The 21151-nt window shown below is 34.5% G+C and carries 19 protein-coding genes; 11 read left to right on the plus strand and 8 right to left on the minus strand.

The features are described 5' to 3' along the window. Positions 1 to 42: 42 nt before the first annotated feature. The 5 genes from EXIGUO8A_RS16585 to EXIGUO8A_RS16605 form a co-directional block, all read right to left on the minus strand. Complete coding sequence (locus tag EXIGUO8A_RS16585) at positions 43 to 429, minus strand: hypothetical protein (RefSeq protein WP_116769036.1); 387 nt, start codon at positions 427 to 429, stop codon at positions 43 to 45. 63 nt (positions 430 to 492) lie between these two features. Then, on the minus strand, positions 493 to 1026 hold the full coding sequence (locus tag EXIGUO8A_RS16590; RefSeq protein ID WP_159304018.1) for a carboxymuconolactone decarboxylase family protein: 534 nt from the start codon (positions 1024 to 1026) through the stop codon (positions 493 to 495). 109 nt (positions 1027 to 1135) lie between these two features. Beyond that, a complete protein-coding gene (locus EXIGUO8A_RS16595) occupies positions 1136 to 1312 on the minus strand; it encodes a hypothetical protein (RefSeq protein WP_159304019.1) in 177 nt (58 codons plus the stop codon). A gap of 90 nt (positions 1313 to 1402) precedes the next feature. Further along, positions 1403 to 2245: a helix-turn-helix domain-containing protein gene (locus EXIGUO8A_RS16600; protein WP_159304020.1), complete on the minus strand. Its 843-nt coding sequence runs from the start codon at positions 2243 to 2245 to the stop codon at positions 1403 to 1405. 79 nt (positions 2246 to 2324) lie between these two features. Next, the gene (locus tag EXIGUO8A_RS16605; RefSeq protein ID WP_159304021.1) at positions 2325 to 4574 is read right to left on the minus strand and encodes a TonB-dependent receptor; all 2250 of its coding nucleotides are present in this window, start codon (positions 4572 to 4574) and stop codon (positions 2325 to 2327) included. A gap of 212 nt (positions 4575 to 4786) precedes the next feature. Here EXIGUO8A_RS16605 and EXIGUO8A_RS16610 point away from each other — a divergent pair, with 212 nt between their 5' ends. Next, positions 4787 to 5896 (plus strand): alkene reductase, encoded by a 1110-nt coding sequence (locus EXIGUO8A_RS16610; protein WP_159304022.1) that lies wholly within the window; start codon positions 4787 to 4789, stop codon positions 5894 to 5896. A 31-nt stretch (positions 5897 to 5927) separates the two neighbouring features. Then, a complete protein-coding gene (locus tag EXIGUO8A_RS16615) occupies positions 5928 to 6344 on the plus strand; it encodes an OsmC family protein (protein WP_159304023.1) in 417 nt (138 codons plus the stop codon). 65 nt (positions 6345 to 6409) lie between these two features. Here the strand turns inward: EXIGUO8A_RS16615 and EXIGUO8A_RS16620 are convergent, their stop codons facing one another. Further along, on the minus strand, positions 6410 to 6697 hold the full coding sequence (locus tag EXIGUO8A_RS16620; protein WP_159304024.1) for a hypothetical protein: 288 nt from the start codon (positions 6695 to 6697) through the stop codon (positions 6410 to 6412). A gap of 193 nt (positions 6698 to 6890) precedes the next feature. Here EXIGUO8A_RS16620 and EXIGUO8A_RS16625 point away from each other — a divergent pair, with 193 nt between their 5' ends. The 3 genes from EXIGUO8A_RS16625 (at position 6891) to EXIGUO8A_RS16635 (ending at position 9830) form a co-directional block, all read left to right on the plus strand. Next, the gene (locus EXIGUO8A_RS16625) at positions 6891 to 7520 is read left to right on the plus strand and encodes an SDR family oxidoreductase (protein ID WP_159304025.1); all 630 of its coding nucleotides are present in this window, start codon (positions 6891 to 6893) and stop codon (positions 7518 to 7520) included. Positions 7521 to 7654: 134 nt separating this feature from the next. Beyond that, positions 7655 to 8842: a PQQ-dependent sugar dehydrogenase gene (locus EXIGUO8A_RS16630; protein WP_159304026.1), complete on the plus strand. Its 1188-nt coding sequence runs from the start codon at positions 7655 to 7657 to the stop codon at positions 8840 to 8842. Between the two features lie 130 nt (positions 8843 to 8972). After that, entirely contained in the window at positions 8973 to 9830 is an 858-nt protein-coding gene (locus tag EXIGUO8A_RS16635) for an aminotransferase class IV (protein ID WP_159304027.1), read from the plus strand. Here EXIGUO8A_RS16635 and EXIGUO8A_RS16640 read toward each other — a convergent pair. Further along, complete coding sequence (locus tag EXIGUO8A_RS16640) at positions 9817 to 10659, minus strand: hypothetical protein (protein ID WP_159304028.1); 843 nt, start codon at positions 10657 to 10659, stop codon at positions 9817 to 9819. The two genes, EXIGUO8A_RS16635 and EXIGUO8A_RS16640, sit on opposite strands and share 14 nt — an antisense overlap. 295 nt (positions 10660 to 10954) lie before the next feature. On the opposite strand from EXIGUO8A_RS16640, the gene EXIGUO8A_RS16645 reads away from it, so the two are divergent. Beyond that, positions 10955 to 11146, plus strand: coding sequence for a cold-shock protein (locus EXIGUO8A_RS16645; RefSeq protein WP_027067037.1), 192 nt, complete (start codon positions 10955 to 10957; stop codon positions 11144 to 11146). Between the two features lie 57 nt (positions 11147 to 11203). Here EXIGUO8A_RS16645 and EXIGUO8A_RS16650 read toward each other — a convergent pair whose 3' ends face one another. Beyond that, on the minus strand, positions 11204 to 11959 hold the full coding sequence (locus EXIGUO8A_RS16650) for a helix-turn-helix domain-containing protein (protein ID WP_159304029.1): 756 nt from the start codon (positions 11957 to 11959) through the stop codon (positions 11204 to 11206). 244 nt (positions 11960 to 12203) lie between these two features. Here EXIGUO8A_RS16650 and EXIGUO8A_RS16655 point away from each other — a divergent pair, with 244 nt between their 5' ends. The 5 genes from EXIGUO8A_RS16655 to EXIGUO8A_RS16675 all read left to right on the plus strand — a co-directional run bounded on the left by EXIGUO8A_RS16655 (position 12204) and on the right by EXIGUO8A_RS16675 (position 21074). Beyond that, the gene (locus EXIGUO8A_RS16655; RefSeq protein ID WP_116769047.1) at positions 12204 to 12599 is read left to right on the plus strand and encodes a type III secretion system chaperone family protein; all 396 of its coding nucleotides are present in this window, start codon (positions 12204 to 12206) and stop codon (positions 12597 to 12599) included. A 13-nt stretch (positions 12600 to 12612) separates the two neighbouring features. Then, on the plus strand, positions 12613 to 13326 hold the full coding sequence (locus EXIGUO8A_RS16660; RefSeq protein ID WP_116770110.1) for a PspA/IM30 family protein: 714 nt from the start codon (positions 12613 to 12615) through the stop codon (positions 13324 to 13326). Positions 13327 to 13330: 4 nt separating this feature from the next. Continuing rightward, positions 13331 to 14035 carry an OB-fold-containig protein gene (locus EXIGUO8A_RS16665; protein ID WP_116769048.1) on the plus strand — a complete coding sequence of 235 codons (705 nt, stop codon included), beginning with the start codon at positions 13331 to 13333 and terminating at the stop codon, positions 14033 to 14035. A gap of 14 nt (positions 14036 to 14049) precedes the next feature. Next, positions 14050 to 16116, plus strand: a complete 2067-nt coding sequence (locus tag EXIGUO8A_RS16670) for a flotillin family protein (protein ID WP_116769049.1) — start codon at positions 14050 to 14052, stop codon at positions 16114 to 16116. Positions 16117 to 16184: 68 nt separating this feature from the next. Further along, the gene (locus EXIGUO8A_RS16675; protein WP_159304030.1) at positions 16185 to 21074 is read left to right on the plus strand and encodes a DNA repair ATPase; all 4890 of its coding nucleotides are present in this window, start codon (positions 16185 to 16187) and stop codon (positions 21072 to 21074) included. The last annotated feature ends 77 nt before the right edge of the window (positions 21075 to 21151 follow it).

Genomic DNA, 21151 nt, shown 5'->3' on the forward strand with positions numbered 1-21151 from the left:
TTCTTAAATGAACAGCCCTTTTTATTTAAAAGATCTTTTAGTTTACTCTACAATTAAATTATATTGTGGTGTAGGGTTCAAAGGACAGAAATAAACATATTCCCCTTTTTCTAGTTTTGTAGCCTTAGAATGACCTACTGTATTATTTTTCACCGCCGCAGTTACATATGCAGTTTGAATATGGTTTTCTGGTTTAGAGGCATCCATACCTTTCTTTACTAAAACCAGACCCACATCTTTACCTACGTTATTATTTGCAACGTCAAAAATATAAGTGCCTTCACTAACTGTAATTGATTTTTGCGTGAATTCGCCAGTTGTTTGCTCTAAAGCAATTTTCTTAACTGGTTGTTTCATCATTTTATCTTGTGCGTTTGCGTTGAAAGAAAATGCTAATACGATTACTAAAATTGATAATACTTTTTTCATGTGTTTAAATTTAATAGGTGTTACCCCGTTTTAATGTTTATTAATAATTAGTTGTGAAATTGTTTATAATGAAGGAGCTAACGGAAAATCAACGGGTACTTGTGTTGTACTGTGAATGTAGTTTGATATTGTTTTGTCTCCTACTAAGGAAATGGTGTCAATTAAGTTTGCTTTTGTATAACCAGCAGCAAAATAGTTTTCTAAAACTTTTTCATCTGTACGCCCTCTATTCTCTGAAATGTTTTTTGCTAATTGAGCCAAGGCATCCAACTTAGAGTCAAAAGATGCTTTTCCTGCTCTTAACTCAAGAATTTGCTCGTCATTGAATCCGTTCATTTTACCTATAGCCGTATGAGCAGATAAACAATAGATACAGTTGTTTACTTGACTTACTGCTAAATTGACGACTTCTTTCTCTTTAGCTGATAATGAAGTTTTGGCATTTGCAAAATTTAAGTAATTTTCTAATGCAGTATCACTATTTGCATACGTTGCATATAAATTTGGTACAAAGCCTAAAGCTTTTTTAAGATTGTCGAAAATCGCTTGATTGTTTTCGCTTACTTCTTCTCTGGTAGGTACATTAAATGTGCTCATGATTATGTTTTTTTATTATTTTATTTTGAAATTAAATTTGTCACAAAGGTAGACTGACTAACAGGTATTTATCATGCTTGAAATTCCCATTGGCTTGTCAATTTTTCCTTTAGAACAATGAATTGAATACTCGTGTTAATCTAGATGATGAATCAGAATCACAATAGAAATCTGATATATGATTGTGTTCACAATGTTCTTTTACATTGACGGTGTTTGACACCTCTATTCTTCTAGAAGTAAATATTTCTATTAAATTGAAAATTGATTTGTGTTTTAAATTCATGTCTTTACTGTTTTAATTTTACAGTACAAAGATCTAGCAATTATGAATCTTAAAACGGGCAATTTTACCCTTGTAGTTGTCAATTCTTCCCTAACTGGTTTTTTCTAGGCGTTTCTTGAATTGAGAAGGAGAGAGGTTTGTAATTTTTTTAAACAAACGACTTAAATGCGATGCATCTTCAAAGCCAATCTCGTAAGCAATCTCTTTAGCGGTTTTATCGGTATAGATCAGCAACCGTTTGGCTTCAAGCACTATGCGTTCATGTATTATTTGTAGCGGAGTCGTTTTAAATTTTGCAAAAGTATTGGAAAGGGTTTTTGGAGACTTAAATAGTTTACTTGCATAAAAGGAAACCGAATGTTCTTCTTTAAAATGTACTTCTACCAAAACATTAAATGCTCTTAGCAAATCTATTTTTACATCACTGTTAGCGTTACCAAATCCTTCTTTTGCCTTTAGCAGCCTTGTACTCATAATCATAAAACGCGCCATTAGCAAACGTAGCATTTCTGCTTGTATCGTATCTTCCGTATTTAATTCATCTACAAAAACCTCGTGAAGGGTATTAAACTTTCGTTGTTCATTTTCTCCTAAATCTATTAATGGAAAATGTGCATTGCCAAAAAATAATAGTCCTGCGCAGCTTACCTCATGATCATGATCTTTTATACAGTAAAACTCACGGTTAAATTGATAAACAACCAAATCTTTACCATCCACAAAATGAATAAATTGAATTGGGGTCAATGCAAGTAGACTATGTTCTGAAATTATATAAGGTATACCATCAACGGTAATCTCGGCTTTGTTACTAGTAGTTCTAACAAAAATGTAGAGCTCAGCTTGTTTGGGTTTTCTATACCTTTCCAATAAAACTTCATTACCGACTTTAAGTAATCCGCCGGTACTAAAATCTTTAAAAATTTCTTGCATGAAGTTTTGGTCTAAAAAAAGGATGATTCATTACAGAAGTAACAAATCATCCTTTTAAAACCTTTAAACAACAACTTCTTTAAAACCTCACAGAAACCTTTCCTCTTAAGTAAAACGGAGTTCCGGGAGTGAAATGAATTTCTTCAACCGATGCTGTTTCATTGAACAATCTACTTTCAGTAGCGAACTGTGTTTCGTTCCACTCTGTATCAAATAAGTTTTCTACGATTACACCAACCGTCCAGTTTTTAATATTGTAGTTCAGGTTTAAGTCCGTTACAAAATATCCTTCTGCAACAATACTATTGTCTTCGTTCGCAGCCCTATCGCCCAAATATCGATAATTCAAATTCCCAGAAAAATTGTCTAAATCGGTAATTGATAGTCCGCCTACTGCCGTGAAATCGGGTGCTAGGGGAATATAGTCTTCACCGCTCGTTTCTTCTGTACTTCTTGCATAGGTGTAGTTGACGTCACTATATAGATACAACCAATTCAATACTTGATAACGACCACCAAGCTCAAGTCCTAATCTACGGGTTTTACCACTTGGCTCAACAATACCTGCATCACCTACGTAAACAAATTCTTGATCTAATAACAGTCCCCATAAAGTGGCATTTAAAACCAACTTATCTGTAGGTTTAATAATGGTTCCTAAATCTACACCATAAGCGTTCGGTAATACATCCCTACCTTCGTTTGCCGTAACTACACGTGTATCGTTAGAATGAAATCCTAATCCTGTTTTTAAGAATAGCTGCCAATTTCTATTTACCGAGTATAGTGTATTCAACTTAGGACTCACTTTAGCCTTACTTTCACTTTTATTGTCGTAAAGTTCGCTTAGTTTGTTCTCATAATCGAAATTGAAATAATCTAATCGTACAGACGGATTAAAGGTCCAGTTTCCTGTTTTATATTCCGCATCAACAAAACCGTACATATTTGTTTCATCTACGTCGCCAAATGCATATTGCTCCAACACAGTTTTTCTATTTAACGTATGCTCTAGTGTTACATCATCTACATTATCATTTCTAAAGCCTACACCAGCAGAATAGGTAAAGATATCATCTTCTCTTACAGTTATATTGATCTGTTCAAAAACAGTTTCAGCTCCCATAATCGTTCGATCTTCATACTGTCGTATTTGATCGCCATTTACTGGGTCTTCTAAAAAGAAAGTGAAATTGGAGAACAATTCAAAATCATACTTGCTTATAAAAGCCCTAGTTTTTAAGAATTGGTCTTCACCCAAAAATTTTGTGTGGTTCAACATTACATTGGTTCTACTGGTTTGTCCTCCTTCAGTATCGTCAATGGCACCAAACCGCCCTATGAGGTTTTGATCTACTGCTCTTTGTGGAATTTGACCCGAAGCATCCCATTTACTTTGAAAATGAGAAGCCGTTAACGTAAGTTCTTCCTTGCCTATATCCCTATAATTATATCGACCTAATACATTTATTCTATTGAAATTTTGAGGCGAATCAAATGGTCCGTCCGTGAGATATATTTCAGAGGCTAGGTATGCATCGCTTTTACCTTCTTCCAATACCTTAAAAAGCCCCACGAATCTATTGGTATTAAACTGTCCGGCTTCATAAGACACCATGCTTTCATCTATACTTTTCTTCAAGCTTAAATCTACATAGCCAGCAGTATTAAAATTACCTTGATCAGCGTAATACAATCCCTTACCAAAATTTATGTTGTTTATAGTTTCCGGTATTACAAAGTGTAAATCGGCATATCCTTGACCATGTGCATGTGATACCATATTCACTGGCATACCATCAACACTAATAGCTACATCTGTACCGTGGTCAATATCAAAACCTCTTAAGAAAATCTGTTCAGCTTTTCCACCACCTGCGTGCTGACCAATTAATAATCCAGGTACTTTTCTCAAAATTTCCTGTGATGACTTTACCGGATCATTCTGTATATCAATATTTACAATTCTACTCATGGCATCAACTTTAGAAATTACTTCTACTTGATCTAAATTGATACTTGATTCCTCTAAAGCAATTTGTACATTTTCATTGAAATGTTTTGGTTCAACCACCAACACAAAGGTTTTGAATCCTAAGTTTGAAAAATATACAGAATCGTTTACCTGTGTTGAAGGAAGTGAAAATGACCCTGATAAATTGGTATGACTATGTTGCCCGCTAGTCTGATTAAAAATGCCCACATTTTCTAAGGCTACACCATTATTATCTGTCACTTTACCTTTTAAGCTCTGTGCACTGGCGCTTGTTATAATACTGAAAAATAAAATGAGATTGAACAGTTTAAATACCCTGCTACTTGAATTCATAAAATTAGTTTTAGAAAGGTTGTCTTTGAAAATACTTACGACAAAAAACTTAGAAGGTTTTAAAAATTTTAAAATCAAAAATATGCCTTAGTAAAAAAGAATTCCCTCTTTTTACGCTTTATAACAATGTTTTAACGATAAGAGTCAAAATACTACCATTAATAGTAGGAACTTTGAGGTTTAAACTATGCATTTTTTAAAATATAAAATATATGAGCACACAAGTATTATTAACCCCTTACCATAAAAATCTGGACTTAAAAAATAGGGTGGTGATGGCACCTATGACACGAAGTAGAGCTGCCAATGACGGAAATATACCTACAGAAGATTTGCATGTACCATATTATAAACAAAGAGCCTCTGCAGGATTAATTATTACGGAAGGCTCACAAGTCTCTAAGCAGGCTGTTGGCTATGTTAATACCGCAGGAATTCACACCAAAGAACAGGTAGATGGATGGAAAAAAGTTACCAAAGAAGTTCACGATAAAGGGGGTAAGATTTTTATTCAACTATGGCACGTTGGGCGTATGTCTCACCCAGATTTCCATAATGGTGACTTACCTGTAGCTCCGTCGGCTATTAACCCAAACGCTCAAAGCTATACCCCAGAAGGTTTTAAAGACACGGTTACCCCTAAAGCCATGAGTATAGATGAAATTAAACAAACAGTTGAAGATTTTAAAAATGCAGCTAAGAATGCCGTAGAAGCTGGTTTTGACGGTGTAGAAATACATTCTTCCAATGGGTATTTATTCCATCAATTTTTTAATGGAACTTCTAATCACAGAACTGATGAATACGGTGGAACCATAGAAAATAGAACCCGTTTCTTTTTTGAAGTTTTAGAAGCCATAAAAGAAGTAATACCACAAGAAAAAATAGGAGCAAGGTTCAACCCTTCTTTAGACGGAATGTTCGGTATTACCATGGATGAAGAAACCATACCAACATTTGAATATATCATCAAAAAATTAAATGATTATAACTTGGCATATATTCACTTATCGGAACCTTTCACCGATGTATCTAATATACCGTATGCAGTACAAAATATTGCTGAACATTTTAGACCACTTTACAATGGTACTTTAATGATCAATGCAGGGTTTGATCAGGAGTCAGGTAATAAAGTGATTGAAGAAGGTAACGCTGATCTCGTTGCATATGGCAAATTATATATTTCCAATCCGGATTTGGTAGAGCGTTTTGCCAATGGATATGAATTAGCCGATTGGGACGATGACACCTTTTATTCCGGAGGAAAAGAAGGGTATTTAGATTATCCAACATACAACCAACAACCAGAACACGCATAAAAACAAATTGTAACTAGTAAATTATTCTAATATGAATTTTATAAGAAAAGCATTCGCAACTTGGAAAGGTAGCGGAAAAGAAGGAGAAGGAACCTTAACTACAGAAAGTACTGTTCTACAAGACACACAATACTCCTACAATACCAGATTTGAGAACGGTAAAGGCACAAATCCAGAAGAATTGATAGCTGCAGCACATGCTGGCTGTTTCTCTATGCAATTAAGTTTTTTACTAGGCGAAGAAGGTTTTACACCGAATTCGCTAAATGTTGAGGCAAATGTTCAATTTAAAGACGGCGAAATTAATAAGGTTATACTTGAATTAAAAGGTGATGTGCCTAACATAGAAGCCGATAAATTCAATGAAATTGCTGAAAAAGCGAAAGAGGTTTGTCCTATTTCAAAATTGTTAAAGGCTGAAATCGAGCTGAAATCTCATTTAAGTTAAAATGCTGTTTACAGTATAAAAAAAGCAGCCATTGGCTGCTTTTTTATTTTTATAGGTGTTGATTACTATTTTATGTGATCTCTATTCCGCTCTAAATCTTCATTACCAGGTCCACCTTGACTATACAATTGGTTTTCCTCATCTTTTAACGTTTCTTGAGTTTTACTTTGCGGTAATTCTCTTCCGGGTATGTCCAAATCTTTTCCAGCAAAATCTACATCCTTTTCTCTATCGTTAAGTTGGCTATCATCACCTTTGTCTGTTCTTGTATTCTTAACCTTTTCTCCTAAAGCCTGCAAGTCATCTGCAGTTACATCAGAATTATAGCTTGTATTTTTATCTTCACTTTTCATAAATAACATTTTAATAAGTTGTTTGTAAGCTAGTATTTCTATCCTTCACCATTTAACACAAAGCAGTGTTATGTGTGCTCATTTCGGTAATAGTATTACTGAAAAATTCAACACTTTTTTTGGATTAACAAATTGGGTTAACACGTTAATAGCCCATATTGAATTTAGCTAACTTGCATATAAAGAAATGACAATGGAAAATGTATTAGTTGCTGGTGCTAACGGTACCACAGGAAAAAAAATAGTTAACCTTTTAAAAAGTTCTCAATATTTTGAGCCTATTGCTATGGTAAGAAAAGAAGAACAACAAGAGCAGTTTAAAAAAGATAATATAAAGACCGTTTTGGGCGATTTGGAAAAAGACCTTTCACATACGGTAGAAAATATAGATAAAGTAGTATTTGCAGCTGGATCGGGCGGTAAAAAAGTAGTGGAAGTAGATCAAGAAGGAGCCAAGAGCCTTATTGACGCCTCAAAACAAGCTCACGTAAAGAAATTTGTTATGCTGAGCTCTATGGGAGCAGATAACCCCGAAGAGAGCGATGAATTAAAGCAATATTTGGAAGCTAAACATAATGCAGATGAATATTTAAAATCTGCCAACATTATGTACACTATAGTTAGACCTGGTTCATTGACTAATGATTCGGGTACTGGTAAAATTGAATTAGAGCATAAATTGAATAAAAGAGGATCTATTACCAGAGATGATGTAGCACAAACTTTAGTAAGATCTTTACATGACGATGCTGCTATAAATCGCACATTTGAAATTATCGAAGGAGATACTTTAATAGCAAAGGCTATGGATGCAAATTCATAATAAAAAGAAGTTGTTTGGTTGAATGTTAAGCCAATTCTAATTTAATTAGGGTTGGCTTTTTTTTGTGTTATAATTTTCAACATCTTTATACAATTAACGATGCGTATCTTTGCACCATACTAAACAACCAGAATATGAAAATTTCGTTTTTAAAATTTGCAATGGCGATTACGGTGGTAATTTCATTGCATTCTTGTAAAGAAGCTAAGAAAGAAAATACACAGAACAATGCTGAAAATGTAGCATTGGACAGTATGGATTTGGCATTATTAGAATTAAACCTACCGGAAGGATTTCAAATAGAAGTCTATGCAAGGGGAGTAGATGGCGCACGCTCTATGGCTATGGGTGATGAAGGCACCCTTTTTGTTGGTACCAGAACAGAAAATAATATTTACGCCATACAAGATACCAATGGAGATTTTAAAGCTGATAATGTAATGGTTTTAGATACTATGGAAGTACCTAATGGTATTGCCATGAGAAACGGAGATCTATATGTGGCACAGGTAGGTAATCTGTGGAAATATCCAAATATTGAGGATCAATTGGACGGAGAATTAGAAAAGGAATTAATATATGATGATTTTCCGACGGAATTTCACCACGGATGGAAGTATATTGCCTTTGGACCTGATGATAAATTATATGTACCGGTAGGTGCACCTTGTAATATTTGTAATAGAACGGATGAAGATGATCGGTTCGCTACTATTTCAAGAATGAATCCTGATGGAACTAACCGTGAAATTTATGCTAGAGGCGTACGTAACTCTGTTGGTTTCACGTGGCATCCTGACACTAAACAAATGTGGTTTACAGATAACGGTCGTGATATGTTGGGCGATGATATCCCTCCATGCGAATTGAATACAGTAACCGAAGCAGGACAGCATTTTGGCTATCCTTTTTGTCATGGTGGTATAGTTAAAGACCCAGAATTCGGAGATTTACATCCTTGTTCTGATTTTGTGGAACCGGCATTACAATTAGATGCCCATGTTGCTCCATTAGGTATTAAATTCTATACCGGAAATATGTTTCCAGCAGAATATAAAGGAAAAGCATTTATTGCCGAACATGGATCTTGGAACAGAAGTAAAAAAGTAGGTTACCGAATAATGATGGTAGATATTGAAGATGGTGCTGTCGTAAATAGTGAGCCTTTCATTGATGGCTGGTTAGATGAAGTAGCTCAAAAAGCTTCGGGCAGACCGGTTGACATGCTGATGCTAGAAGATGGTTCTATGTTGATTTCAGATGACTATGGTGATGCCATTTATCGCGTTACGTATGCCGAAACTGCACTTGCCAAGAACTAAATACTATATCTTATTATATAAAAAGCAGCTACTTTTAGCTGCTTTTTAATTTCGTATCCACTTTATTTTATTCGTCAAGTATTATATTTATCCAATAAAAATAAATCACCTTAAACCCTAGCTATAAGAAATGGCATATCCAGAAAAAGTTTATTTAAACGGAGAAATAAAAGATGCCCATGATGCTAAAATTTCAGTTTTTGATAGGGGTTTTATTTTTGGTGACGGAATCTACGAGGTTATCGCAAACATAAACGGACGATTATTTTATTATGATGCACACCTTGACAGATTAAAAGATGGACTAAAAAAAATAAATATCGAGTTTGATACAAGCTCTTTACCAAAAGCAATTGATGCACTTATATCCGCATCTAATCTTAAGGGTCAAGATTACATGCTCTATATACAAATTACGAGGGGAGTGGCCCCTAGAAAACATGCGTACCCAGAAACGGCAATACCAACCGTTATGATGTTCGCATTCCCTAAAACATTGCCCGACAATAATGAAGTTAATGCCCAGGTAATCACAAGAAACGATTTCAGATGGTCTCGTTGCGATATCAAAATGACGTCGTTATTAGGTAATGTAATGCTGAACGATGAAGCAAAACAACATGATTGCTATGAAACCATTATGCACAGAAATGGCGTTTTCACCGAAGGTTCTCACTGTAATCTATTTTTCGTAAAAAACGGAACAGTATTTACACATCCAGCCGATGAGTTCATTCTAAATGGTATCACTAGAATAGCGGTCTTAGAACTTTGCAAATCTTTGAATATCGAAGTAAAAGAAACACCCATAAAAACTACCGATTTACTGAATGTTGACGAAGCATTTTTAACAGGTACCACTGTGCAAATAGCTTCAATACAACAAATTGATGACCACATATTATATACGGAAAACAAAAAAGGCTCCGTTACAAAAAAATTGCAAGAAGCCTTTTTAAAATTAAAATATACTGTTACTCCACTTTAAAATAGGTGAAGAATTCATCTGTGTTTTTAATACCCATTAAGTTAAGTATATAGCAAACTTCACTAAGGTCAGAAAAATCCAATCCGTCGTTTGCCACACTTTTATTTAAATACCTTCCGTCTTTACCATTGTACTTATTTCCCAATCGTATAGCCGTATTCCATACTTCTGTTAAGTGGTCGTTATGAATTTTAGCTTCCCAATCCACTTTACCCTTAGATTTGAAACCTGGAGTACCATTGCCTACTGCATTGCCATCGGGTATTTTATGATAATCAGTTACTGTTTGGGTGTACTTTAACTTCGTTGGTTCGGTAACAGATTCGTTCCAATCACTATGCTGAACTACATGTATGTTCTCCTTTATTTTGATAGATGCATTTTGATGCGATAATTGCTTTACCCAATCTGCAGTAAAATCGGACTGACCCGCTTCGGCAACCCATACATCTCCACCGTTTTTAATGGTCTTTGATACCAATTTTGCGATTTTTTCTACAGATGCTTCCCAGTTTGCATCGGCATCTGCCCAATTTTCGTTGAACGCCAATTTCATTAATTCGTTTGGCGGAACATATAATCCTTTTTGAATACCATAGGTGCCGGCAATAGCATAATAATTAAGGTTCTTATAATCTGGGTGTTTTAAAAGCGTTGCCAAACCAGCCGCTGTATGAAGATCATCGATATCGGTTTTACAATCTAACTGAACCAACAATAAGTCTTTAGAGATGTCAAATTTTGGTTTTTGCGCTGTTACACTAAAAACAAAAAATATCATACAGGTAATACCTAAGCAAGCCTTTTTTAAGTGAAATATAATTTTCATGTCGTTGAATGAATTGAGTTGATTATTTGTTGTTTTTACTAATGTATCAAAATATTTATAATGGTATGATAAATGATTCTTTCATAAATCATATCATAATTATAGATAGGGCATGGCTATTTTCAAGAAACCTAGACTAACTATTCAGTTTTACAGCAGGTAAATGCTTCATTTTGAGCAGAAAACTCTTAAAGTATTCCCAAAAAAAGAATATAACCGATTAATAACCGCTCATTGTCAACTATTGGCGTCATCTTTGCTTACTAATAAGTATTATAAATTAAATTACATTACAATGAGTAAAGGAACAGTAAAATTTTTCAACGACACAAAAGGTTTCGGTTTTATTACTGAAGAAGGAGTTGAGAAAGATCACTTTGTACACATTTCTGGTTTAATCGATGAAATTCGCGAAGGCGATGAAGTTGAATTCGAACTTAAAGAAGGTAACAAAGGTTTAAACGCAGTGAACGTAAAAGTTATCTAAGACATATATACATTCAAGTTTAAGAAAAAGCCCTTCAGTGATGAAGGGCTTTTTTTATTATCGCTCATTTTTAAGTCTATCGAAATCTTTCTCCAATTGAAATAGTTTTTCTTCTATATTAAAATTGGTCTCGGGCAACCTGTGATAGAATACATATCTTACGCGCCACATTTCTTTAATATCTTTCAATTTCAGTTCTACATCTTCCACATTTTTATGATCTGCCCGTAACACAAAGTTGTCATTCGTAATAAACAATCTTCTTAATATGATGTTGCTTTCTGTAACAATAAAAACCAAAGTGCCATTATTAAGTTTTGAATACACGGTAGATGGCACCCATTCTCCAACAGCAATATCTTTTGGAAACATTCCCAATTCATTTCTACTCATTTCTAAATTCTGAACAGTATACGCCCTAAATTTTTTATCAGGATTAATGGGTAAAGACAAAAACGGCAAATCTTGTATGTAAGAATCTTTATTATAATACTTCATATAATCTCCCTGATTCAAAGCTGTTATACAAGGAACTTTTATGAAGAATTCTTGCTCACCAAGGTCTTGCTCAACAGTTAAATTACCTTTGAACTTTAATAAATTATTTACCGTTAATTCGGTTGTTAGCAAGTCATCTATAGGAATGCTAAAATAATTAGCAATTTTTATCAATGTTTCTAGTTTTGGCTCACTTCTCCCTTCTTCATAAGCTCCTAAAGTACCTCGTTTTAAGTCGAATAGCTCTGCAAATGCTTGCTGACTAAGACTTTTTAAACTTCTTATTTTCCTAATATTTTTACCGAAATATGACATTTTTTTGCTAATTATATTTGCAAATGATAAATATTTATTTATATTTGTCTAACAAAATTAGCAATAAATATTTGAATTGCTATTATTTTGAGCTATTAATTTTTGTTTAACCAATTTTAAAAACTCAATATTATGTTCGTCGTAGTTATTTACATTTTAGCGCTCCTATTGTCAATTTAGGAAAACGCACCAATATTATTTTGTATTATTGAATTTAAGAATCCACTTACAAAAACCAACACAAATGAAAAACCACTTTAATATAACCAGAGATTACCTGCTTGAACTGAATTTTAATATTGTAAAAGAGAACAGGGCAGACGGAATTATGGTTGTTGAGAAAGAAGACTCTGGAATAAAAAATCTGATATTAGGGGTATCGCCACCAATTTTGATTATGGAACAATTTATATTTTCTGTTCATAATCAATCCGAAAAAATCTTCAAAAACTTACTCCAAAAAAATAGAGATATCATTCATGGGGCCTTTGTTTTAGATGAAACAGCAAACCGCGTTATATTCAGAGATACATTACAAATCGAGAATATGGACTTGAACGAATTTGAAGCTAGTCTAAATTCTTTAAGCTTATTAATGAGTGAATACTCAGACAAAATCATTGAATTTTCTAAATATTAAAAACAATAAAATCATGAATATATTTAAAAGACTATTTAAAATAGGAGAGGCTGAAACCAATTCGGCTATTGACAAAATGGAAGATCCCATTAAGATGACGGAACAGGGCATTAGGGATATGAAACTGGACTTGGAAAAAAGTTTAGAGGCCCTTGCACAAGTAAAAGCACTTGCTATACGTTCTAAGAACGATCAAGACGTTTATAAGAACAAAGCCAAGGAATATCAAGATAAAGCTATTATCATTCTAAAGAAGGCCAATAGTAAAGAATTGGACGCAGCCGAAGCGGACAGACTTGCAAAAGAAGCTCTAATGCAAAAAGAAACAAACGAGAAACAATTGGAAGCTACTAAAGCAGAAACCGAAAAGTTTGAGTCAAACGTAAGCCAAATGCAAGGTAATGTTGAAGCTTTAAAGGCGAATATAAACAATTGGGAAAACGAACTTAAAACGTTAAAAGCCCGAGTTAAAGTAAGTAATGCCACCAAAAACTTAAATAAGCAAATGGCTGAATTAGATAGTAGTGGTACGGTTTCTATGCTTGAGCGAATGAAAGAAAAAATTGCTCAAGAAGAGGCTTTGGCCGAAGCTTACGGTGATATTGCCAATGCAAGTAAATCTATAGATGAAGAACTTGACAAAGCTGCAGATACTACTGAAGCTGCCGCAGATGACGAACTTCAAAAATTAAAAGAACAACTAGGGTTCACAAAAACCAAAAAATAAAAATTTGAATCAACTGACCGACATATTATTTTCTGAGGTAAACATTACTCTGACCGTTTTGCTGATACTTCTAATTGTCTACTGGATCATTACCATGATCGGTGGTCTTGATTATGACCTAGATGTAGATATAGAAGTAGATGCTGACATCGATTTTGATGCCGGTATTGAAGGCGGCAATCTAGATTTTGAAGATATCTCAAATGCAGAAGTCAATAAAGACGATGTTATAGGCAAGAAACGTAAGCCGTTAAAAAGATGGCAAATATTTCTCATTTATTTCAATTTTGTAGGCTTACCGTTTATGTTCACGTTTACCTTTTGGATTTTTGTTTGGTGGTTTTCTACCACCATACTCACTACACTTACCGGTACCTATGAAAATTATATTGGTTTTGTAATTATGATTGCGCTACTATTTCCGGCTTTGTTTATCAATAAAATTCTTACCACACCATTTAAAGGATTTTTTAAACAACTAAATAAGGATGGAGACGCCCCTGTAGATTTTTTAGGGAGGCAAGCAATTATGTTATCCAGTATAAGTGAAGATAAACTGGGCAATGCAGAGGTAAAAGCAGATGGCAACAGCCATTCTATCTACGTAAAATCACTTGACCGTAAACCACTTACCTATGGAAGTTCGGTCTTGATCATTAAACGATCTGCGGATCACACACACTTTTTAGTTCAATCTTATAATCAATAAATCTTAAATCATTTATGGAATCCATCTTTTCAATTATTGGTATAGGTCTAGGAGTTCTTCTTTTCCTTATCATCGTTTATTTTGCAATTATTGCCATGTTCTACAAAAAGGTTCATCAAGGTCAAGCCTTGGTAAGAACCGGATTTGGAGGTACAAAAGTAGCCACCGATAAAGGTCTTTATGTGGTTCCTGTCTTTCATCGCGTTGAAGTAATGGACATTTCGGTAAAGAAAATTCAAATTGAAAGACTTGCTACCGAAGGTCTTATCTGTAAAGATAATATGCGTGCAGATATTAAAGTTGCTTTCTTTGTTAGGGTAAACAATGAGGTAGACCTTATTAAAAAGGTAGCGCAGACCATTGGTGTGCAAAGAGCTTCTAGACAAGAAACTTTAGAAGAACTTTTTGAAGCCAAATTCTCTGAAGCCTTAAAGACAGTTGGTAAAAAATTCGATTTTATTCAATTGTATGAAGCGCGTAGAGAGTTTAGAGATGAAATTGTTGATATTATCGGGATTGACCTAAATGGCTACACCTTAGAAGATTGCGCTATCGATTACTTGGAACAAACTGCCGTTGCCCATTTAAAGGCGGATAATATTCTTGATGCGGAAGGTATTAAGAAGATAACCGATTTAACTGCCGCACAGAACATTAAAGCCAACCTTATTAAGCGTGATGAGGAGAAGGTTATCCGTAAGCAAGATGTTGAAGCTCGCGAAGCTATCTTAGAACTTGATAAGCAACTTGCAGAAAAAGAAGAGCAACAAAAAAGAGAGATTTCCAACATAAAGTCTAGGGAAGAGGCAGAAACTTTAAAAGTAGCTGAAGAAGAGCGTTTAAAATCTGAAACCGCACGTATAGCAACGCAAGAAAAGGTAAAGGTCGCTGAAGAGAATATGGAGCGTCAAATAATTGTTGCCTTAAAGAACAAACAACGTACTGATGCTGTTGAAACGGAAAGAGTTGAGAAAGATAGATTACTTGAAGCTACCGAAAGAGAAAGAGTAGTGACTCTGGCTCAAATAGAAAAGGAGAAAGTAGTTGAAGTGGAAAAGAAGAATATTCAAGATGTTATTCGTGATCGCGTTACCCTGGAAAAAGGAGTAGTGGAAGAGCAAGAAAACATGAAAGATATTGAAGCTTTCAAGACTGCTGATCGTGAGAAACAAGTTAAAATTACAATAGCGGAAGCAAACGCTCAAGAAGATTTAATCAAAACGATCAAAGCTGCCGAAGCTCAAAAAGAAGCGGCGAAACAAAAAGCTGAAGAGATTAACATTGAGGCATTGGCACATAAGGAAGCTAGTGAAAAAGAAGCTGAAGCACGAAAAATTTTGGCAGAAGCTCAAGCAAAAGAAGAAGCTACAGTGGGTATGTCTGAAGCTCAAGTAATGCATGCCAAAGCAGACGCTTATGAGCGTGAAGGTGTAGTACAGGCTCTTATTATTGAGAAAAAAGCAAAAGCTGAAGCGTCTGGTATAGAGGCGAAGGCAGAGGCAAAACGTAAAGATGGTTTAGCCGAAGCAGACGTAATAAAAGAGAAGGCTTTAGCCGATGCTGCCGGTATCGAAGAAAAAGCGAATGCAATGAAGAAATTAGATGGTGTTGGTAAAGAACATGAAGAGTTTAAATTGCGTTTAGACAAAGAATTACAAATTGATCTGGCACAAATTAATATTCAGAAAGATATTGCCGATGCACAAGCTCAAGTTATTGGAGATGCATTGAAAGCTGCCAAAATTGATATTGTTGGTGGTGAAACTATGTTCTTCGATCAAATTATTGGGCAAATTACAAAAGGTAAGGGTTATGACAGGTTAGTTGCCAATAGTACCAATATACAAGATGTAAAAGATGCTATTTTAGGTAGTGATGATGTTAAGGGCAACTTACTTGAGAAAGTGAAAGAGTTTGCTGATAAATACGGAATATCATCTGACGACCTTAAGAATTTAACCATTGCTAATTTATTGATGGATCTAAAATCCAAATCTAATGACAATGATGAACAAACACTTTTTAGCAACTTGTTCAACCTTGCAAAAGGTTTAGGTATGAGCGATAAAAAACTGAGGTAATCACCTTAGTTTTTTATCTATTGTTCACTAGTAAATTATTAATGTAACTCAAAAGCCTAATTATTTTTATGGCAGAAGAAGCCCAAACAGCAAACACAGAAGAGCATATCTTAGATGGTGGCACCTATGATGTAATTAAAAACCGATTGCAAAAGCAAAAGGAGCAGTTGCAAAGTAAGTTGATACAACTTAATAACGATAGAAAAACCGTTTTTGGCTCGTTAGAAACAAAGCTGATTGCCAATGATAGAATCAATACAGAAAACAATTGCATAGCACGCGACATTGTTTCTTTTGGTAATACCTGTCTGTTTGGGTATAACGTTCATTTTGGTCTTAGAACCGAAATTAACATAAAAGATGTTTTTAGTTGCTACCATTTTGAAAACAATAGTTTTAAGGCAACAGACCTTAGTCTTTTAGAAGATGAAACCTTTACAACAGATTTTACCAATCTGTATAAATATTACCGTAATACTATTTTTTCCAACTTCGCTATAATTGGCAATTATCTTCATATGGTCTTTCTCCTAAGTGATAGCCCAACGGATATAAAAACCTTTAAATGGTTATTGGTCAACAATACTTTAAAGTATGTTGATAATAGAAGTGAACACGAATATAAGTTTCCTGTTCAGCAAGAATTTAAATGGCAAGAGGCAAGTAGAGACATGCATCGTTATGGTGTGCATTCTCACGTTTCCATTAAAGACCGAGTTTTCGTAGAAACTATTGGAGGTGATCTTACCATAAAAATTGAAGATAATACCGAAGAGGGCAAAGGTATATTAGACGAACCTGTTGAATATGTAGACCAGACATTAGATGATGGTCAATACCGATTTGGAGATTTAGGAAACTTATTGGTTCTAGAAATAAAACCTTTTCAAGAATCATCGCGTTATTTTGTCTTTAACGATAAAATGAAGGAGGTTCAAAAAATAGAATCGATAAAAGATGCCTGTATACTTCTTCCTGATGATCAGGGTATCATTTTCCCTACTGGTTATTATTTACAAACAGGGGAGTATCACATTTTTGACAATGCTATACCGAATGTAAAATTTCAGCAACGTATTGTATCACCTAATGGTGAAGATTTTCTGTATGTTTTTTATGCAGCTAATGAAGGACTCTATAATCTCATGTCTTTCAACATCATTAGTCAGGTTATAAAAACACCAATCATTTGTAACGGATTTACCATCTTAGAAAATGGGGAACTCTGCTATTTTAAAACAGAGCAGGAGCAAACAAAGCACCACGTGGTTCAAATTTGGCAAACTCCTTATTTAAAGGGTGATTATATGCCATCTCAGCATGAAGAAACTTTGCTGTACAAAATTGGCAACAAAGATATTGTAAGGGCTATGGCAGAAGTAAACAGCCTAATTACCTTACTGAACAAGAATGATAATTATGCCGATCTCTATAATGATCTAGCGAAGTTTTCTAAAGATATTTTAGATGCTTACTATTGGTTGCCAGAACCCGAAACGCATCAGCTCAACATTCCGTTACAAGAAATAAACAAGGCTTCTAATGCCGCAATAGATGAATTTGAGAAGGTTGTTCAACTTCGTAAAAATGCCCAAAACCAGTCAAAAGAAATTCAAAAGAATTCTAGCGAACTTTTTAATAAGATAAAGAGCACATCATTTAAGAGTATTGATGAATTCGTTGCTCTTTTAACAAGGTTGCGTTCAACCAGAGGCGAGGTCATATCCTTGAAGGAGGTTAGGTACATTGATCTTGAATATCTAAAATCTTTAGAAGAGGAAATTGAGGTACAGACAAAAAAGATTTCTGAGCGCTGTGTGCAGTTTTTATTGAATCCAAATGCTTTACAACCCTATCATGAGGCGTTAGATGAAAAAAAGAAATTTATAGATGGAGTTGAAAAGGTAATTGAAGCTAAGAAAAAGGAGGAAGAAATTAACGATATCAGTACCGATCTGGAAATGTTGATCGATATAGTATCGAATCTAGAAATTGAAGATACTGCGCATTCTACCAAAATTATTGATGATATATCTTTAATTTTTTCTACCATTAACGAGCTAAAGGCTGCTTTAAAGAACAAAAGAAATTCTTTGGGAATCGCTGAAGCAAAAGCAGAATTTGCCGCTCAGTTAAAATTGATTGATCAGAGTATCATCAATTACATTGATATGGCATCCACTCCAGAAAAGTGCGATGAATATCAAACCAAAACATCTATTCAATTAGAAGAACTTGAGGGAAAATTTACTGATTTTGAGGAGTTTATTGAAATCATTATTGAAAAGAGAGAGGAAGTTTATTCCGCTTTTGATGCCCGAAAAAATTCGTTGATTGAAAAGCGAAATAAAAAATCAAGCGCATTGACCAATGCCTCTAAAAGAATTTTAAAAGGGGTACAAAAGAAAGCGCAGAGTTTTAAGTCTGCAGTTGAAATCAATGGCTACTTTGCATCAGATTTAATGATCAATAAGCTCCGTGACATCATTGCGCAACTTCAAGACTTAGATGATAGCGGTAAAGCTGAAGAGATAGAAACGCAACTTAAGACAGCCAGAGAAGATGCCCTTAGAAAACTTAAGGACAAACTAGACCTTTATGAAGATGGTGACAGTGTTATAAGGTTGGGCAAACACAAATTTGGCGTAAACAAACAACAACTAGACCTTACCATTGTTTTTCATGACAATGAGCTAAACTACCACTTAACGGGAACAGATTTTTACAAAAAACTAAACAATGAGGAGTTTGTAAATAACAGGCATTTATGGAATCAAGAGTATGTATCTGAAACAGATGAAATCTACCGAGGAGCATATTTAGCCTACAAATTGTTTTCCAATTTTAATGAGGAACAACTTCTATCTCTTAATGATGAGGAACTTTTGAAAATTGTTCAAGAACAGAGTAGAAATGATTTTTCAGAAGGTTACATAAAGGGTGTTCATGATGTTGATGCATCAAGAATACTTAAACTATTAGTACATAAGCACCATGAGTTAGGTTTGTTGACCTATAGACCAGAAATTAGGGGTTATGCCCAATTTTTCTGGAATAATCTAAGTGCTGATGTAAAAAATGAATTGGATAAGAGCCTTAAGACGGCAGGCGAAGTTTTGCATTATTTTCCTTCATCAAACGAATATGCTTCGGTAGTTCAAAAATTACAGGATTTAGTAGCTGAATTCGCAGAAAAAACCAGTATTTACGACCCGTTATTAAGCGCTGACATTGCTGCTTATCTTTTTGAAGAACTCAGGTCAGATTCTGAGTTTGTATATAGTAGTTTGGCGATACAACTTAAAGAAGATTTTTTAAAGAATCTTAAATCTCGTCAGGCAGATTTAAAATTTAGAAAGAGTATTGAGGAAGTCTCTAGTTTAGAGGACAAGGTGCGTTTAGCAAAACAATGGGTAGCCGCCTACTTGAAAACCACGAAACAAGAGCACTCTGGTGTAGACCTTAAAAGGTATGAACATGAAATTGTTGGCGCTTTATTGTTCAGAGACGAATCTGCCTCTAAAATTAAGGCTGTTTCTCCAAATGAAACGATTAAGGAGTTAAGAGGTTCTCATACTACAATTGATAATGGAACATACTTTTTCAATTATCATGATTTTGTATCAAGAATGAGATTGTTTGCTACCAATGAGGTACCTGCATTTCAAAAATTTAAAAAGACAAAACTTGAAATTACAGAAAAACTTAAAAACGATTTAAAGTTAGAAGAATTTAAGCCTAGGGTACTAACCTCATTTGTACGTAATAAATTAATAGACCAAGTGTACTTTCCCATTTTCGGAAATAATTTGGCAAAACAATTAGGAACTGTTGGTGCAAATAAACGTACGGACAGAATGGGTATGTTACTTTTAATCTCTCCACCAGGTTACGGTAAAACTACGTTGATGGAGTATATTGCCAATAGGCTAGGTTTAATTTTTGTAAAGATTAATGGTCCGGCAATTGGTCATGAAGTAACCAATGTAGATCCAGCTTCTGCCAATAACAGTGCGGCTAGAGAAGAATTAAAAAAGCTGAACCTAGCTTTTGAGATGGGTAACAATGTTATGCTTTATCTAGATGATATTCAACATTGTAACCCCGAGTTTCTTCAAAAATTTATTTCCTTATCTGATGGTACTCGTAAAATAGAAGGTGTTTATGAGAATGAACCTAAAACCTATGATTTAAGAGGTAAAAAATTCTGTGTAATTATGGCGGGGAACCCGTATACGGAAAGTGGAGAGAAATTTAAGATTCCAGATATGCTGGCCAACCGTGCCGATATTTACAACTTGGGTGATATTATTGGGGAAACGGAACATCTTTTTAGGTTAAGCTTAATTGAAAATTCACTGACAGCAAATCCTATCTTACAGCAATTGGCAAGTAAAGAATTCGAAGATGTATATACCATTGTAAACCAAATAGAATCTAAAACCGATGAAGGTCAATTAAAAGGGAATCACTCTAGTCAAGAAATAGAGGAATACAAAAAGGTTTTGGAAAAAGTGCTAAAAGTTAGAGATGTACTATTAAAGGTTAATGCCACTTATATTAAAAGTGCAGCAATGCAAGACGAATATAGAACAGAACCTGCTTTTAAACTTCAAGGTTCTTATAGGGACATGAATAAATTGGTTGCTCAAATTGTACCTATTATGAATGACAAAGAGCTAAACACCTTATTACGATCTCATTATGAAAACGAAGCGCAGACACTTACAGGTTCGGCAGAAGCCAATTTATTGAAATACAATGAATTAATTGGACAACTTACTACAGATGAAGCAACTAGGTGGGCTGCTATAAAAGAACAGTTTGTAAAAAACAATAAATTAAAAGGTTTTGGCAATGCCAACGAAATGGCGCAAGTACTATCTCAAATGATGGAGTTTTCTGAAAACTTAGCGGGCATTAAGTCGGTATTACAAAACGGACTCAACAAAAATTAGCTCTAAAAAGCATGCTATTTTTCGTTATTTCAAAAAGTTATAGGTAATCGCATTAAAATAAGGCGTAGTTTCGCAGC

It is taken from the genome of Maribacter litoralis (assembly GCF_902506355.1).
Classification (GTDB): domain Bacteria; phylum Bacteroidota; class Bacteroidia; order Flavobacteriales; family Flavobacteriaceae; genus Maribacter; species Maribacter litoralis.

Coding starts and splice junctions, on each gene's coding strand:
- EXIGUO8A_RS16585 (WP_116769036.1), bottom strand. CDS start 429: ATGAAAAAAGTATTATCAATTTTAGTAATCGTATTAGCATTTTCTTTC.
- EXIGUO8A_RS16590 (WP_159304018.1), bottom strand. CDS start 1,026: ATGAGCACATTTAATGTACCTACCAGAGAAGAAGTAAGCGAAAACAAT.
- EXIGUO8A_RS16595 (WP_159304019.1), bottom strand. CDS start 1,312: ATGAATTTAAAACACAAATCAATTTTCAATTTAATAGAAATATTTACT.
- EXIGUO8A_RS16600 (WP_159304020.1), bottom strand. CDS start 2,245: ATGCAAGAAATTTTTAAAGATTTTAGTACCGGCGGATTACTTAAAGTC.
- EXIGUO8A_RS16605 (WP_159304021.1), bottom strand. CDS start 4,574: ATGAATTCAAGTAGCAGGGTATTTAAACTGTTCAATCTCATTTTATTT.
- EXIGUO8A_RS16610 (WP_159304022.1), top strand. CDS start 4,787: ATGAGCACACAAGTATTATTAACCCCTTACCATAAAAATCTGGACTTA.
- EXIGUO8A_RS16615 (WP_159304023.1), top strand. CDS start 5,928: ATGAATTTTATAAGAAAAGCATTCGCAACTTGGAAAGGTAGCGGAAAA.
- EXIGUO8A_RS16620 (WP_159304024.1), bottom strand. CDS start 6,697: ATGAAAAGTGAAGATAAAAATACAAGCTATAATTCTGATGTAACTGCA.
- EXIGUO8A_RS16625 (WP_159304025.1), top strand. CDS start 6,891: ATGGAAAATGTATTAGTTGCTGGTGCTAACGGTACCACAGGAAAAAAA.
- EXIGUO8A_RS16630 (WP_159304026.1), top strand. CDS start 7,655: ATGAAAATTTCGTTTTTAAAATTTGCAATGGCGATTACGGTGGTAATT.
- EXIGUO8A_RS16635 (WP_159304027.1), top strand. CDS start 8,973: ATGGCATATCCAGAAAAAGTTTATTTAAACGGAGAAATAAAAGATGCC.
- EXIGUO8A_RS16640 (WP_159304028.1), bottom strand. CDS start 10,659: ATGAAAATTATATTTCACTTAAAAAAGGCTTGCTTAGGTATTACCTGT.
- EXIGUO8A_RS16645 (WP_027067037.1), top strand. CDS start 10,955: ATGAGTAAAGGAACAGTAAAATTTTTCAACGACACAAAAGGTTTCGGT.
- EXIGUO8A_RS16650 (WP_159304029.1), bottom strand. CDS start 11,959: ATGTCATATTTCGGTAAAAATATTAGGAAAATAAGAAGTTTAAAAAGT.
- EXIGUO8A_RS16655 (WP_116769047.1), top strand. CDS start 12,204: ATGAAAAACCACTTTAATATAACCAGAGATTACCTGCTTGAACTGAAT.
- EXIGUO8A_RS16660 (WP_116770110.1), top strand. CDS start 12,613: ATGAATATATTTAAAAGACTATTTAAAATAGGAGAGGCTGAAACCAAT.
- EXIGUO8A_RS16670 (WP_116769049.1), top strand. CDS start 14,050: ATGGAATCCATCTTTTCAATTATTGGTATAGGTCTAGGAGTTCTTCTT.
- EXIGUO8A_RS16675 (WP_159304030.1), top strand. CDS start 16,185: ATGGCAGAAGAAGCCCAAACAGCAAACACAGAAGAGCATATCTTAGAT.